Below are 15,647 nucleotides of genomic sequence, written 5' to 3'. Positions count from 1 at the left end.
GCTCATCGATCGGCAGCCAGTGATTTATTGACGGATATTCAGGATGGCGACGCCGGCAAACGTGGCCGTCGCGCAGATCGGCCAGCGCCTCGTTGGCCTGCTCCAGGGGATAGGCGGTGGTTTGCGTATGCAGCGCAGTCCGGGCGGCAATATCCATTAACGCAAGACCATCGGCGCGCGTAAGGTTGGCAACGGAATAGAGACGTCTTTCTTCCCAGAGCAGTTCGTAGGGCATGGCTGGGATATCGCTCATGTGAATCCCGCCGCAGACAACCACGCCACCCTTGTCCACCGCGCGCAGCGCTTTGGGAATCAGCGCGCCAACCGGAGCAAAGATCAGCGCCGCATCGAGCGGCACGGGCGACTCCAGGTCGCTTGAACCGGCCCAGCAGGCACCCGTCTGATAGGCGAGCTGCTGAGCGGCTGTATCACCCATGCGGGTAAAGGCGTAGACTTCGCGGCCTTGCGCCGCCGCGATCTGCGTCACGAGATGTGCCGCGGCGCCGAAGCCGTAGATGCCAATGCGGCGTACTTGGCTGGCAGCGCCTGCCATGCGCAAGGCGCGATAGCCAATCAGGCCGGCGCAGAGCAGTGGCGCGGCGTGTTCGTCGTCGTAGGCGGGCGGGATCCGGAAGCAAAAGGCGCTGTCGGCAACCGCGTACTCGGCATAGCCACCGTCGCGAGTATAGCCGGTGAACAGCGGCGCGCAGCACAGATTCTCGCGATGACGCAGGCAGTAGCGGCAAGCGCCGCATGCGTGTCCCAGCCATGGCACACCCACGCGTTCACCGGGACGGAAGGCGGTGACGCCTTCGCCGCAAGCATCCACCCGCCCGACAATCTCGTGCCCCGGTATGAGCGCCGGTTTGGGATGGCGCAGATCACCTTCGACAATGTGCAGATCGGTGCGACATACGCCACAAGTGGAGACGGCGATGCGCACCTCACCGTGGCCGGGTTCTGGGACCGGCACGTCCGCCAGACGTAATGGCCGTCCCACGCCGTCGAACAGCATGGCCTTCATAGTGCCAGGCATGGTCGTCCTCACCATCTTTGCTAATCCCCCCGGTCAGCCTGCGGATTCGCAGGCCTTGTCCCATCGTAGATGCAGGTAGTCGCGTTGGATTGCGCTACATCAAGGCAATGCGAGAGGCAACTGGTGTGTAAGCGCAGGATCAATGGCAAGAGCAGCGAACGAGGCAACAAGAATCAGCGGTTCGTCTCCTAACTGAAGTCGCCAAAGCGCTTTGGGCGTCATTGATTTGCATCAAGTCTAGGCCCGCGTGTCTACCTAGACTGCCCTTGAATCGTCTTCACGGGACTCCGACCATGGCCTGCGACAGCATCCTGGTACAGCTGGGCAGTGACCGGCAAACGACACAGCGGCTGGTGCTCGCCGGGCGGCTTGCCGTGACCCATAGCTGTCCGTTGATCGGACTTTACGCGGGCCTTGTTCCCGAGCCGGCGTGGTGTTACCGGATGGAGAACGCGCAGCGCTATTTCGATGAGGATATGGCCCGGCGCGCTGCACTGAGGGAGGTGGTCCGGGGACATTTTCTCGCCAGGACGGACGGCCTGCCTGTGTCGGCGGAATGGCGTGTGCCGGAGCGTGATTCCGTGGCTTGCGCGTTACGCCAGGCGCGCGAGGCGGGGCTGCTCGTAGCGGGGCAATATGACCGTGACAGTGCTGACGCCGACGCGAGGCAGTTGCTCGAAGCGCTGCTGCTGGAGAGTGGCCGCCCCGTCTTGGTGGTGCCGTGTTCCGGCACATTCGAGACCCTCGGCACGCGCGTGCTGGTGGCCTGGAACGGCAGCCGGGAAGCGACCCGCGCGCTGCACGATGTGCTGCCTTTCATCGCGGGCGCGACGGCGTGCGTCCTGTGCGCCCATACGGCGGCGGATGCCAGGCCGGAGGCAACGCCGGCCGCCCATGCCGCGCGCGTGCTGGAGCGCCATGGTGTGGCGGTCGATATCCAGCATGGGCCGGGCGGCGCCGACACGACGGTCGGCGAGTTGATCCTGACGCGTGCTTCCGACTTTGGTGCAGATCTGATTGTGATGGGCGCCTATAGACATGGCCGGATGCGGGAACGGGTCCTGGGCGGCGTCACCCGGACTCTGCTCGAATCCATGACAGTGCCGGTCATGTTCTCGCACTGAGCGGGCGTAGGGCTGTCTGTGCTCGGGCGACAGCCTTGCCTGCTACCAACCGACAAGCTGCACTATGAACTTCAAGACGATTCTGGTCGACCTGAGCGATGGGCCGACGTGCAAGGCGCGCGTGGAATGCGCGGCGCAGCTGGCTGCGTCATTCTCTGGCACCGTGGTGGGACTCACCGCAACCGGCACGCAGCTGGAGCCGTTTCGCGGTGCAGGGGAAGACGCCGGACGATATGCCGTTCTCGCCCGGGACCATGTCCAGCGCCTGGCCGCCAGGCATCATGAGGCGCTGCGCGAGTGGGTCGGGCGGGTCGCGCCGGGCATGCCGACCCGGCATGTCGTGGTTGCGGCCGAGGCGGGTTGGGCGCTGGCAACACATGGTCGCTGCGCCGATCTGATCCTGCCCGGGCCGCCTTCGGTGCATACCGACGTTCCCGTCGGGCTTCCAGGCGTCGCCGAGTATGTGATGCTGCAAGCCGGACGGCCCATCTTGCTGCTTCCCGGTCTTGCCACCCCACCACTGGAAGGCCGCGTCGCGATCGCGTGGAACGGCTCGCGGGCCGCGGCAAGAGCGGTAGCCGATGCCATGCCCTGGCTCGCGCGTGCCGCCGTGGTGTCGGTGCTGGTGGTCGCGTCCGCGGGCGTAAGCCGCGCGGCGCGGGGCGGCGACAGCCATGAAAGCGACACTAGCCGCGCAAGCGGCAAGCGCCTGGCGGCGTGGCTGGCCAGCCATGGCGTCGACGCCGATTTGCATGTAGAGCAGGGCGAGCCGGATGTGTTGCTGCCGCGGCTTGTCGCCGGGCTGCAGGCCGACGTGCTGGTTGCCGGCGGCTATGGCCACTCGCGCCTGCGCGAACTGGTGCTGGGAGGCTCGACCCGCAGCCTGCTGCGCCAGTCCGCGTTCCCGGTCTTCATGTCGCACTGACGCGCAAGCAGAGTCCCGCACCGCGCCCGCGCCTCCGCAGGCCGCGGGTCGAACCCGCCGCAGGCGTGACCGGGCGGCAGTCGCTCTCGCCCGCATGCGCCAGTGTGGTCCATCCCACCGCGCCTTGGCATAGGATTCGATACGCTTGGCGCTGCTGCAGTGAGGGCAGCGGTAGTTTGTGAAGGCGGCAGATTCTGAGGCACCTTTACCATGTGCCGTATATAACACTATTGCCGCGCGAGTTTTTTGCCCTTGCCAGCACAAAACCTATAGTCGAATGGCTCGCTGCGCCGGAGCGGACATTGCTCCGGCACGCAGATCCCGCGATACTCGCCGCCGCGGCAGCTATGTCAGGACGCCAGCCGGCAAGCGCGGTAGCGGCAAGCGCCAACTCTGGCGCTGACCCGAGCTGGCCGGGCGATGCTGGAGGAGGCATGACACGCGTGATGATTGCGGACGACCACGCCGTGGTGCGCGACGGGTTGCGGCATATCCTGGAACGGGCCGGTGTGTTCCAGGTGGTCGGCGAAGCCGCCGACGGCTCCCAGGTGCCGAAAATGGTGAGGGACTGCAGCCCGCAGGTGCTGTTGCTGGACCTGTCGATGCCGGGGCGCAGCGGCCTGGAACTCATCAGGCTGTTGCGCGCCGAAGCGCCGCTATTGCGTATCCTGGTGTTGACCATGCATGCGGAAGAGCAATACATCGTGCGCGCCTTTCAGGCGGGCGCGGCCGGGTACCTGACCAAGGAGAGTGCGGCGACGGAGTTGGTGGCCGCGATCGAACAAGTGGCCCGCGGCGGTACTTACGTCAGCCAGGGGATGGCCGCGAAGCTGGCCAGCGGCATCAAGGACCAGACCGATGGGCTGCCGCATCTGCGGCTATCAGACCGGGAGCTCGAAGTATACCGGCGCCTGGTGCTGGGGGAACCCATCACCGCCATCGCTTCGGCGTTGTGCGTCAGCGCGAAGACGGTCAGCACTTACAAGATGCGTCTGATGGAGAAAATGCAGATGTCCAACGAGGCCATGCTATTGCGCTATGCGATGCGAAATCACCTGTTCGATGAAGACGCCGACCTGTAAGTCCCGGCAGAACCGCGCGCGTCAAGGGTATGCGCTGGCCGACAGCCGGTCCAGCGTTGCACGCAGCGCTTCCAGCTCCAGGGTCCGGTCGAAGCAATAGTCGCCGCCAGCCTTCAGGCAGGCATGCCGAAGCGGTTGCGCAAGGGTGTCGACCAGGACGACGAGGATGCAGCCGGGGAGCGCCGCCCGGATCGCACTGACGTCGTGCAGCGCACGCGCGCGGCCGGCGCGCAATCCGATGACCACGATGTCGGGGCGATGGTGCGCAAGGCTCGCCAGTTCGCTGCCGGCGCTGGCACTGGCCGCGATCACGCGAATGCCGGCAATGCGAGCAAGCATGCTCAGCTGCCGGCTCCGTAGCGAGCCCGCTGGCTCGACGAGATACAGCGTCGGGATATGGGCGAGATCGGCAGCGGGCATGTGACCAGTGTCTGCGCTATCCACGGTTAGCGATATAAGCAGCGGCTGAAGCTGGAGTCAGGACCGAAGCAGCGCAGCCGGGTCCTTCCACTTTGGCAAGCGGTGGCGGCTTCGGCTTGTCTTGGATCAAGCCGATTGGAGATCGGCGGGCGGGCAGCGTGCACACGGCTGGCGTCATGTCAGGCAGACGCCGGCGTCGCGCGGCTGCGCTCACCGCTGTGTCAGGGAAGCCTGACAGAAGGGTCCTCAATACTGACGCACAACTCAGCGAAGCCTGCTAGGCAGGGTATTGGTGGACACCGATACTGACTGTCACAGGAGGCCGGCGCACGGCCTCGCACAGCCAGGTGACAACGGGTCCCGACAGCATGGCCACAGGCCGGAGGCAACCATGTATGAGATGCTCAGCAAGGCCGATGTCGCCGACGAAGCGGCCGACACCTTTGCCTCATGCGAGCCGCGCCCGCCGGCGCCGGCGTCCCGGCCTGCCGCGGCGGGGGTTGGCGCTCGCTGCACCAACTGCATGATGCGGCATATCTGCATGGCGGCCAGCCTGGAAGCGGACGATGTCGAGCGGCTCGACCGCGTCATGCAGGGATGGCGTACCGTCAGGCAGGCGGAACGGCTGTTCCGCGCCGGCGAACCGTTCCGCAGCCTCTACGCCGTGCGGGCCGGCTCCTTCAAGACCGTGGTGACACCGGAGCGCGGCAAGGAGCATATCTCGGGCTTTTTCATGGCGGGCGACGCTCTCGGCATGGACGGCATATGCGAGGAGACGCATACCTGCGACGCCATTGCCCTGGAGGACAGCGTGGTCTGCGTGCTTCCCTATCATCTGCTCGAAGCGCTCTGCCGCGAGATCAAGCCGCTCCAGCGCCAGTTCCACCGCATGCTCAGCGCCGAGATCGTCAGGGAGGCAAACCAGATGCTGCTGCTGGGCAACATGTCCGCCGAGCAGCGTGTCGCCAGCTTTCTGCTGAGCATTTCCGCACGCCATCGCGCGCGCGGTTATTCGGCCACCGCCTTCGTCCTGCGCATGACACGCGAGGACATCGGCAGCTACCTTGGCGTGACGCTCGAAACAGTGAGTCGTACCCTTTCCAGGTTCCAGCACGAGGGCCTGCTGTCGGTGCAAGGCAAGTCGCTGGAGTTGCTGAACCTCGATGCGCTGGACGCGCGCTAGTCTCGGGTGCCCTGACAATAGGAGCTCTCTCTTTCCGAGAACAAGCACCAGGAGCGGGTAATCGTCCTCGCCCAGGCGCGAGGACGCGCGGCGAACCACGTCGGCTGCCGTCGCGGTGTTGGCGCCGCCAAAGCGAGACCCATGGAACACTTCAACGTTGCGATTGCCAACGGGGGGACTATATTGATGATCAGAACAGCCTCAAGAGGCACCGCAACAGACAGGCATTGCGCCCCATGTCCAGCCCTTTTGCCCCCGGGGGCAAGCCGCTGTCGCCTGGCAGGTCTTCCCGTTATGCTATCGACATCGCGATCGGCAGTGGCGCGATCGGGCTATTGGCCGGGCTGGCATATCTGCTACAAGCAAAAGTCCGGCAGCACTGGGGGCTTTCACTTCCCTCGCTGGCTTGGCTGGGCGCCGGCATCGGGCTTGTCCTCGGTCTGTTCCTGATTCACCGGCGGCGCTCCACACATGCGCGCGCTGCGGCCAACCGCGGCGTCGAGGAGGATGAAGCACGCTTGTCGGCGATCATCCGCTCCTCGGTGGAGGCGATTATCACCGTGGACAGCGAACAGCGCGTCGTGCTGTTCAACCCCATGGCGGAAGCGCTGTTCGGCTGGCCCGCCGAACTCGCCATCGGGCGGCCCCTGGGTGACTTCATTCCGGAGCGCTTGCGCGCCGCGCATGAAGAACATGTGCGCCGATTTGGCATCACCGGAGCGTCGGAGCGGCAAATGGGCCGTCAACGCGCGCTCTTTGCCTTGCGCCGGGACGGCACCGAGTTTCCCATCGAAGCGTCGATTTCGCAGACGGTCGAGGGCGGCAGCAAACTGTTTACCGTCATGCTGCGCGACATTACCGAACGCGCGCGGGCCGACCAGGCGCTGCGCACCAGCCTGCAACGCGTCAAGGAAAGCGAGGCACGGCTGGCGGGCATCATTCGATCGTCGATGGAGGCGATCATTACCGTCGATGAGCGTCAACGGGTAATCCTGTTCAATCCCATGGCAGAGAAGCTGTTTGGATGGCCGGCGGAGCAGGCGACAGGTCGTCCGCTGGCCGATTTCATTCCGGAACGCTTCCGACGTGCTCACGAAGAGCATGTTCGCCGCTTTGGTGTTACGGGTGTCTCGGAACGCGCAATGGGGCGCCAGCGTGCGCTCTACGCCTTGCGTCGAGACGGCAGCGAGTTCCCGGTAGAAGCCTCTATCTCCCAGATCACCGACAGCGGGGCCAGGCTGTACACGGTGATGCTGCGCGACATTACCGAACGCGTGCGAGCGGAACAGGCGATGCGGCATTCGCGCGAGGAACTGCAGCACTTGTCCGACAGCATTCTTGCCGCGCGCGAGGAGGAAAAGCGTCGGATCGCTCGCGAACTGCACGACGATCTTGGCCAGCGCCTGAGCGCCATGAAAATGGATCTCGCCATGCTCGGCGCTGATGTGAAGGAGGGCAGGAGTATTGAATGCCTGCTGGATGGGGTGGCCGCCATGAACGTCGTCATCGACGAAACCGTGGCCTCGGTGCGGCGCATAGCAAGCGACCTGCGACCGGCGTTGCTTGACGAGCTGGGAATGCTGCCGGCCATTGAGTGGCTTGCCAACGACTGCGCCGCCCGCTATGGCTTGTCGGTGACCGTCGACGGCGTGGATGCCGAGGTTTCCGAACAAGTGGCAATTGCAATGTTCCGTATCGTCCAGGAGGCATTGAGCAATGTCGTCCGGCATGCCAACGCGACCGAGGTCCATATTCATGTGGCCGTTGCCGCGGGGCAATTGGCGTTGCAGGTCAAAGACAATGGTGTGGGCTGGGACAAGTTGCCGGCCGGCGATGAGCCAAGGAAGTCGCTCGGGCTGCTTGGTATCCGGGAGCGGGCGCGCCTGCTCGGCGGCACGGTCGCCGTCGACAGTGCGCCCGGAGAAGGCCTTTGCCTGGAAGTCAGGATTCCGTTCATACCCGGCATGCACGCGTAGGTGCTGGTGCATGCTTTCGCCATCGCGAGACCCTGGGGCGCCGTGGGCGCGGGCCATGCAAGCACCTTGTACCAAAGACGAAAGCTCTGTGCCATGCGAATCGGCGTACCAAAGGAAATCAAGGACCAGGAGTACCGGGTTGGTCTCACCCCGGCCAGCGTACGCGAGCTGGTCCACCGCGGTCACACGGTGCTGGTGCAGGCCGGCGCCGGCGCCGCCATCGGCCTGACCGATCAGTCCTACCAGCTGGCCGGTGCCAGCCTGGCCGGAGACGCAACGGAGGTCTACGGCTCGGCCGACATGATCGTAAAGGTCAAGGAGCCGCAGCCGGTGGAGCGGGCGCTGCTGAGGCCGGGGCAGATCCTGTATGCGTACCTGCACCTGGCGGCGGACCGGGAGCAGACCATGGACCTGTTGAAATCCGGGGCCGTTTGCGTTGCCTACGAGACCGTGACCGCAGCGGACGGCAGCCTTCCCTTGCTGGCACCGATGAGCGAGGTGGCCGGCCGCATGTCCGTGCAGGTGGCAGCCGCCTACCTCGAGAAGCCGCAAGGTGGAATGGGCCTGCTGCTGGGCGGCGTGCCGGGGGTGGCACCGGCACATGTGGTGGTGATTGGGGCTGGCGTGGTGGGCACCAATGCGATTCGGATTGCCGTCGGCATGGGCGCCCGTGTCACGGTACTCGACCGGAACATCGAACGTCTGCGGCATCTGGAACTCGTCTACGGCAATCGATTGGTCACGCTTTATTCCAGCGCGGATGCCATCGAGCGCGCGCTGCTTGCGGCCGATGCGGTGATCGGGGCCGTCCTGGTGCCCGGCTCGGAAGCACCCAAGCTGGTGACGGCGGCGATGGTCGGGCGCATGAAGGGCAGTTCGGTGATGGTGGACGTCGCGATCGACCAGGGGGGCTGCTTCGAGACTTCCCGACCCACCAGCCACACGGCACCAACCTACGTGGTCGACGGTGTGCTGCACTATTGCGTGACCAACATGCCGGCGGCCGTTGCCAGGACATCGACCTTCGCGTTGAACAACGCCACCATCGGTTACGCAACGGCGATTGCCGACAAGGGATGGTCCCGCGCGCTCGCGGAAGACCCTTGCCTGCGGGCCGGGCTGAACGTCTGTCGCGGCAACGTCACCTATGCGGCCGTCGCGCTTGCGCACGGCCTTGCCTATGTGCCCGCCGACGAGGTGCTGGCATAAGCCCACGCCACCTCTGGCGCATCGGTGCGAGACACACAGCTGTTGACGGGCATCAAGCCACATCGCCTTGTGGCCTCTACCTTGGAATGAACCATAGCCGCAGCCGGGCGAACCGGAGCAGGGCGCCATGCCGGCTGGAGGGGCTGAGGTGAATGCCGGGCATGTAACGGAAACGGAGAGGGAAACTCATGGAGCCCATCACCAGCGAACCGGTGCGAATCCATGCCGGAAATATCGTGCTGCCAGGCGACCTTTGCTTGCCCGAAACGGCAATGGGCCTGGTCCTGTTTGTCCAGGGAAGCGGCAGCTCGCGCCCCAGAGAGCGCAACCGCAAGGTGGCATCGATAATGGCGCGGATGGGACTGGGCACGCTACTGTTCGACCTGCTGACAGCCGACGAGGGCGTCGGCATGGCGAAGCGCTTTGATATCCCGCTGCTTGGCGAGCGGCTCAGGGCTGCTACGGCGTCGGTGGCGCAACTCGCGCGCGAGCGCCATCTGCCGCTTGGCTACTTCGGCGCAAGCACAGGGTCTGCGGCGGCCATTCGTGCCGCGGCAGACCCCCCGCCGCATCTGCGCATCGACGCAGTGGCGTCGCGCGGCGGCCGTGTCGACCTGGCTGGCCACGAGGCACTATGCCAGCTGCGGGCGCCGACGCTGATGATCGTTGGCGAAGGGGACCCGGCGGTGCTGAAGCTCAACGCGCATGCCGCCGCATGCATGTTCTGCGAGAAGCGGCTGGAGGTGATTCCGGGCGCCACGCACCTGTTCGAGGAGCCCGGGGCGCTGGAACAGGCAGGCGATCTCGCCGCGAAGTGGTTTTGTCAATATTTCATGGCGGCGACGCGTTCGACGCCGCCAGGCCAATGGGCCTGCTGAATCTCCCGGAACTGCGTAATGGAATTGCCGCAAGTACAGGCCGGTCAGCAGCCCCGCGCCGGCACCGCATCATTCAGAGCGATCCAGCTTCCGGTACTGGTTGAAATGCCGAAGCGCCTTCTGGATGTGCCCGAGTTCCTGGTGCAGGCGCGCGGCATTGTAGTGCGCGTCGGCATCGCCGGGCGCCAGTTCAATGCTGCGCTCGTAGGCGGCCAGGGCCGCCTGTGTGGCGCCGGTATCCTCCAGCGCCACGCCCAGGTTGAAGTGCAGCTGCGGCTCGTCAGGCAGCACGGTCAGCGCGGATTCATAGAGCAGGATGGCTTCGTCAAGCCGTTGCTGGTCGGCCAGCAGGCAGCCGAGATTGAGGTACGCGTTCAATATCGCCGGATAATGCGCCACCGCGCGCCGGTAAGCCGCTTCGGCGCCGCGGACATCGAGCGGTTCCAGCCTCAGGCCCTCGGCCAGCGCTTCGTCTGCGGCGGCATAGGCGGAAGCTTCCCGTGTCAGCGCCATGACGCGGACTCCGGCCTCGTCCTGCGTGCCGAAGTCCATCAGCCGCTGGCCCGTTTCCACGATCCAGTCGCCATGGCGGTCCCTGGCCGAGACCTTGCCGCTGCACGCCGATATGCGTACCGCGGACAGGTGCCGGTCCGGCTTGAGCCGTTCCAGATGGCGCAGCGCGCGCAGGATCTGCGCCGGCCCGATATGCGCGCGGTGCAGGGAGTCGGCGGTGCGGATCAGCACCACGTCCTGGAAGGAAAACACGTGTTCGCCGTGTAAGCCGCGCGTGGGCTGCACCAGCCCGGCTGCGACCAGGCTGCCGATCAGCCGCCTGGACACGCCCAGGCGCGCCTCGAGGTCGCGCGTGCTGAGCCCGCCGTTGCGCTTCACGCTGATTTCTTGGTGGTCCGTCGGATCGGCGTGGGCTCGGCCGCCGCGCCGCGCCGGGCAGACTTGCGGGCCGGTGGTGCGGCTGCGGCAGCCTTGCCCTTGGCGGCGGCGGTGCCCTTCTTCGTCAGGCTGGCGCGCAGCGCGTCCATCAGGTCGATCACTTGTCCGCCGGCGCCGGCTTCCACCGGCTCGGGGGCCACGATATGCTTGCCGGCGATCTTGGCATCGATGGCGGCCAGGATCCTGGCCTTCTCCTCGTCCTTGTACTGGCTGGGGTCGTATTCTTCCTCGGAGGCCTGCTCGATCAGCTGGATCGCCAGCTTGAGCTCGGCCTCGGACACCGCCACCTCTTCGATATTCAGTTCGGCGATGTTGCGCACTTCATCCGCGAACAGCAGCTGCTGGAACACCAGCCCGCCTTCCACCGGGCGGATCTGGACTACGTGGGACTTGCCCTTGGAGGCCCATTTCGCGATGGCGCAGCGGCCGGTGCGCGACATGGCCTCGCGCAGCAGGCTGTAGGGCTTGCCGCCACGCTTGTCGGGGGCGATGAAATACGCCTTGTCGTAGTAGAGCGGATCGACGCTTTGCTCGGGTATGAATGCGACGATATCGACCATATGGCTGGCGCTTTCTTCCAGTGCCTTGAGCTCGTCGGGCGCGAACGTGACAAAGCGGCCTTTCTCGAACTCGTAGCCCTTGATCATGTCGGCACGCTCGACTACCTTCTGGGTCTGTTCGGAAATGTACTGCTGCCTCACGCGCGAGCCATCCTTGCTCAACAGGTTGAAGCGCACGGCGGAACTGCTCTCGGTGGCGGTATAGAGCTTGACCGGTATCGACACCAGGCCAAACGACAGCGACAGGGAAGCAAGCGATCGGGCAGCCATTGGATACTCCACATTGGGTTGCGCCTGGATTCAGCTTAAGCGTTCGATGGCCTCCGTCAAAGTCTGGCGTGTTTCCCAGTAAGACTGCCAGGGGTCCGCCAGCTGGAAGCTCAGGTACTCGCGCGCATCGCGGATGGTCCACTGCGCGCCGCTTTTCAGTCTGGAAAGTTGCTCCCACGACACCGGCATGGACACGCCAAGGCCAGGCCGCGCGCGTGCCGAGAACGCGGCGGCGGTGGTCTGCGAAAAGCCGTTGCGCAGGTAATCGACGAAGATGCGGCCCTTGCGGTTGGCGGCGCCGGAGCGGGCGGTAAAGCGCTGCGGCAGCGTGGTGGCCAGGTGCCTGACAGCCGCATGTGAAAACGCCTTCACTTCATCGTAGGTCCGCCGCGGTGCCAGCGGCACCACCACATGCAGGCCCTTGCCGCCGCTGGTCTTGAGCCAGCATTGCAGGCCCAGCTCGTCCAGCAGCGTGCGCACCAGCATGGCGGCTTCCTGCATGGTCTCCCACGCCACGCCGTCGCCGGGGTCCAGGTCGAAGATGACCCGGTCCGGATGGTCGATATCGCGCGCGGTGGAATTCCAGGTGTGGAACTCCACCACGTTCATCTGGGCGGCGGCGACAATGGCTTCGGGCGAGTCTGCGGTCAGCAACGCCGCGTGGCCGGGCCACAGCGAAGCCGGCTGCTCGGTGAGGCCGGGCATTGCGGTCTCGGCATGCTTCTGGAAGAACGTGGGCGCGTCGATGCCCTCCGGCGCGCGCACCAGCGAGAGCGGGCGGTCCGCCAGGTGCGGCAGCATCACCGCGGCTACGCTCTCGTAGTAGCGCACCATTTCCAGCTTGGTGATGCCTCTGGACCGGTCGATCACCCGTTCCGGATTGGTGACCTTGATGGCGGCAACGCCATGGGGCGTGACCGCGGTCTGCACCGCTTCGCGCCGGATCGACTTGAGGGCATGGTCAGTGCGCAGCCCTTTGAATGATGCGTGGCGAACCTGTCCGTCCGGTGTCCACTCGGTGAACTCGACCTCCGCGACCAGCTTTGGCCGGACCCTGCGCACCACGGCAGGCCGTCGGCCGCCCCAGCGCCCGCTGCCGCGGGCCTCCGTCGAAAACGGACTGTCCTTGACTTCCAGTGCCGCCAGGCGCTTGCGCAAGTCCGTGGCCGTGGCGCTGTCCCAACCGGTGCCGACGCCGCCCGCATAAACCAGGGCGCCATCCGCGTAGACGCCCAGATACAGCCTGCCCACCTCGGCGGTGGCGCCTTCCCGGTCGGAGAAGCCGCCGATGACGAACTCCTGGCGCAGCTTGCATTTGGCCTTCAGCCAGCTCTGCGTCCGTGCCGAGACATACGGGGAATCGGCGCGCTTGAACATCAGCCCCTCCAGGCCCAGCCGGCATGCGGCCTGGAACATCTGCGCCGGCGGCGCATCGAAGGCTTCGCTGAAGCGCACCCGCTCCGAGCGGTCGGCGACCAGGCCGGCCAGCTTCGCCCGGCGCTGCGCCAGCGGCAGCTCGCGCAGGTCGCGGCCTTCCCAGTACGGCAGGTCGAAGGCGAAGTAGACGATCGCCTCGTGGCGATGCCCGTCGATGGCGTTCTGCAAGGCGTTGAAATCCGGCATGTCGTCGCGCAGCACCACGATCTCGCCATCCAGCCAGCCCTGCGAGATATCGAGCTTCTCGATTTCCGCCGCCAGCGAGCTCAGCCTGCGCGTCCAGTCATGCCCGTTGCGGGTGAACAGCGTTACCCGGGCATCGTCGATCCTTGCCAGGATCCGGTACCCGTCGAACTTGGTTTCGATGATCCAGCCGGTGCCGGAAGGGAGGGTGGGCGAGAGCGTGGCAAGCTGGGGCCGCAGCTTCGCCGGCAATGACGCGCGCGGCGCGCGCCGGATGGCCTGGGCCGGATCATCCTGGTCCGCGACGCCGGAGCCCTCGGGCAATGCGCCCAGCGGCCTGGCGATGACGCTGTCCGGCAGCGCGGCGAGGACATCGAACTCTGCCAGCGGACGCGCCCAGGCGTCGCGCTTCTTGAAGAGTATCCATTGCTCGGACCTGTCGCCCGGTTTGGCGATGCGCACCAGTTCCCAGCGTCCCGTCAGCTTTTCGCCGTGCAGCTCGAAGACGAGCTTGCCGGCGGCCATGCCGTCCTGCGGATCCCCCACCGGCGTCCAGGTGCCGCGGTCCCACACGATCACCGACCCGGCGCCATACTGGTTCGGCGGGATCTCGCCTTCGAACCCGGCATAGTCGAGCGGGTGGTCTTCGACATGGACGGCGATGCGCTTCTCGGCCGGGTCGTAGCACGGTCCCTTGGGCACGGCCCAGCTGAGCAGCACGCCGTCGAGCTCCAGCCGGAAATCATAGTGCAGGCGCCTGGCCCAGTGCTTCTGGACGACAAAGCGCAGCGGCGCCGCATCTTGGCGCGGCCGCGGCCGCGCTGGCTTCCCGCTGGGTTCGGGCGTGATGCCGAAATTTCTCTTCTTGCTGTAACGCTCGAGGCCGCCAGCGGGCGCGGTGCCGCCATGCCTGGCGGCGGGAGCGGCCCGGGTCTTGCGGCCTGCCATGGTCTTGCCCGATGTCGTTGCCCGGATCAGCGGACCCCGGCGCGCGCCACGCAGGACGCGCACGCCGCGGCGTGACCGGACCCCTCGACGGGTACGACGTGAAGGTGTTTTCCGGCCATGGCGGTCTCCCCCGGAGTGATGCGGCCAGTCTGCGCGCGCACGCGGATGCGGGCTATCGGAAGCCGTCTGACAAGATGCGCCGGAAAGTGCGTCTTGCGACAGGCGCTTGCGCCTGGCGCCATCACCTGTCGAGGTGGCCCGAGGCGGAGAAGCGGTAGCGCCCTTCCATAAACCCAAGCCCGAACAGGCCCAGCACCGTGTCATAGTAGGTCGGGCCGCCAGGCCCCGACGGTGCGCCCACGATCTCCCTCGCACGCGCCCATTGGGCAGCCAGGGCCGGCGAGTCGGCTGCGTTCAGGAACGGCAGCAGCGCGGCGGAGAAGGCGGGCGGTCCGATGCCTTCGACCTTGCCGCTTTCGGCGTACATCTTCTCCGGCGGTGCCGCCCGCCCTGCCAGGCGCGCCGCATTGGGCAGCAGCGCCTGCATCATGGCGCCCCGCGTACTGTCCTGTTCGGGCGTCATGCCAGCCCACAGGTAGACCCGCACGGCGTCATAGCTGCTGAGGTCTCCCTTGACCGGATCGCGCACGAATCCACGCCGACGCGCACCGGCGCGGTACGCCGACCAGTCCGGCACGATGCCGGCCCGGGACACCGCGCGGATCAGCCTGGCCGCCTGTGCGGCCAGCCCGCCCCACGGACCCGGCGGATCGAAGGCAGCGAGCCGGCGCATCAGCGGTACCGGCAGATAGCTGGGATTGAGACGCCAGCTGCGGGAGCCGTCGGGGCCGCTGTCGATAAACCCCGCGGGACCCGGCAGCAGCATGGGGCCGAAGCCGGGCAGTGTGGCCACCTCCTGCGCTGCCACCAGCCGCAGCAACGCGCGTGCCGCGTCGGCGTAGGCGGGCGCATGCCACAAGCGCGCCGCCTCCGCCAGCGCGAACGCGAACCACAGATCGGCATCGGCCGCCGGATTGCGGTCCAGCACGCCCCACGTGCCGTCGTCGCGCCTGCCCCACTGCCATGCCGGCAGCTTGTCGTCCAGGCGACCATCGCCAAGATGGGCCACGCTCCAGCGCCAGAGCCGGTCGAAGGTATCGCGGTCATCGGCGACCAGCGCGAACATCATGCCGTAGGACTGGCCCTCGGACGTGCTTTGCAGCGTGCGCGTGGAGAAATCGATGACGCGGCCATCCGCCTGCACGAAGCGCTCCAGGAACTGCCGGTAGAGCGGCCACGGGGATGCGGGCGGTGTGACAGAAGGTGCCAGGGCGCGCGTCTCGGTGGGCCATGCTGCGGTCAGCGCGCTGGCGCCGAGCGCGCAGGCATAAGTCACGTAACGACGGCGGGCTGGGTTTGTCATGGCGAAGGTGATGCGCCGCGGTGTAGAGCGGAGGTCGCTATG

General features: G+C 66.4%; 12 protein-coding genes and 1 pseudogene. 7 read left to right on the top strand and 6 right to left on the bottom strand.

The window, feature by feature from the left end:
- Nucleotides 1–24: 24 nt before the first annotated feature.
- A pseudogene (locus MKD50_RS18170) lies at nucleotides 25–1,036 on the bottom strand (zinc-dependent alcohol dehydrogenase family protein).
- Between the two features lie 293 nt (nucleotides 1,037–1,329).
- On the opposite strand from MKD50_RS18170, the gene MKD50_RS18165 reads away from it, so the two are divergent.
- From MKD50_RS18165 to MKD50_RS18155, 3 genes are all read left to right on the top strand, one after another.
- A complete protein-coding gene (locus MKD50_RS18165) occupies nucleotides 1,330–2,160 on the top strand; it encodes a universal stress protein (protein ID WP_252668070.1) in 831 nt (276 codons plus the stop codon).
- 64 nt (nucleotides 2,161–2,224) lie between these two features.
- Nucleotides 2,225–3,085: a universal stress protein gene (locus MKD50_RS18160; protein WP_252668069.1), complete on the top strand. Its 861-nt coding sequence runs from the start codon at nucleotides 2,225–2,227 to the stop codon at nucleotides 3,083–3,085.
- Between the two features lie 434 nt (nucleotides 3,086–3,519).
- A complete protein-coding gene (locus tag MKD50_RS18155) occupies nucleotides 3,520–4,167 on the top strand; it encodes a response regulator (protein ID WP_115699530.1) in 648 nt (215 codons plus the stop codon).
- A gap of 21 nt (nucleotides 4,168–4,188) precedes the next feature.
- Here MKD50_RS18155 and MKD50_RS18150 read toward each other — a convergent pair whose 3' ends face one another.
- Nucleotides 4,189–4,587: a response regulator gene (locus MKD50_RS18150; RefSeq protein WP_240071501.1), complete on the bottom strand. Its 399-nt coding sequence runs from the start codon at nucleotides 4,585–4,587 to the stop codon at nucleotides 4,189–4,191.
- 391 nt (nucleotides 4,588–4,978) lie between these two features.
- Between MKD50_RS18150 and fnr the strand changes: the two genes are divergently transcribed.
- The 4 genes from fnr (at nucleotide 4,979) to MKD50_RS18130 (ending at nucleotide 9,833) form a co-directional block, all read left to right on the top strand.
- The gene (fnr, locus tag MKD50_RS18145; protein WP_252668068.1) at nucleotides 4,979–5,770 is read left to right on the top strand and encodes a fumarate/nitrate reduction transcriptional regulator Fnr; all 792 of its coding nucleotides are present in this window, start codon (nucleotides 4,979–4,981) and stop codon (nucleotides 5,768–5,770) included.
- A gap of 401 nt (nucleotides 5,771–6,171) precedes the next feature.
- Entirely contained in the window at nucleotides 6,172–7,746 is a 1,575-nt protein-coding gene (locus MKD50_RS18140) for a PAS domain-containing sensor histidine kinase (RefSeq protein ID WP_501993633.1), read from the top strand.
- 93 nt (nucleotides 7,747–7,839) lie between these two features.
- Nucleotides 7,840–8,955, top strand: a complete 1,116-nt coding sequence (gene ald / locus MKD50_RS18135; protein WP_252668066.1) for an alanine dehydrogenase — start codon at nucleotides 7,840–7,842, stop codon at nucleotides 8,953–8,955.
- 188 nt (nucleotides 8,956–9,143) lie between these two features.
- Nucleotides 9,144–9,833, top strand: coding sequence for a dienelactone hydrolase family protein (locus MKD50_RS18130; protein ID WP_252668065.1), 690 nt, complete (start codon nucleotides 9,144–9,146; stop codon nucleotides 9,831–9,833).
- Nucleotides 9,834–9,902: 69 nt separating this feature from the next.
- Here MKD50_RS18130 and MKD50_RS18125 read toward each other — a convergent pair whose 3' ends face one another.
- From MKD50_RS18125 to bcsZ, 4 genes are all read right to left on the bottom strand, one after another.
- Nucleotides 9,903–10,724 carry a tetratricopeptide repeat protein gene (locus MKD50_RS18125; protein WP_252668064.1) on the bottom strand — a complete coding sequence of 274 codons (822 nt, stop codon included), beginning with the start codon at nucleotides 10,722–10,724 and terminating at the stop codon, nucleotides 9,903–9,905.
- On the bottom strand, nucleotides 10,721–11,614 hold the full coding sequence (gene ku / locus MKD50_RS18120) for a non-homologous end joining protein Ku (protein WP_252668062.1): 894 nt from the start codon (nucleotides 11,612–11,614) through the stop codon (nucleotides 10,721–10,723). Before ku ends, MKD50_RS18125 begins: the two co-directional genes overlap by 4 nt.
- A 30-nt stretch (nucleotides 11,615–11,644) precedes the next feature.
- Nucleotides 11,645–14,182, bottom strand: coding sequence for a DNA ligase D (ligD, locus tag MKD50_RS18115; protein ID WP_252668060.1), 2,538 nt, complete (start codon nucleotides 14,180–14,182; stop codon nucleotides 11,645–11,647).
- Between the two features lie 241 nt (nucleotides 14,183–14,423).
- Complete coding sequence (bcsZ, locus tag MKD50_RS18110) at nucleotides 14,424–15,605, bottom strand: cellulose synthase complex periplasmic endoglucanase BcsZ (protein ID WP_252668058.1); 1,182 nt, start codon at nucleotides 15,603–15,605, stop codon at nucleotides 14,424–14,426.
- Nucleotides 15,606–15,647 lie beyond the last annotated feature (42 nt).

Origin of the sequence: Cupriavidus mimosae (assembly GCF_023952485.1) — a bacterium.
GTDB lineage: Bacteria > Pseudomonadota > Gammaproteobacteria > Burkholderiales > Burkholderiaceae > Cupriavidus > Cupriavidus taiwanensis_C.
Note: the sequence above shows the minus strand (reverse complement) of the source record. Positions and strands in the feature narration are given on the sequence as shown.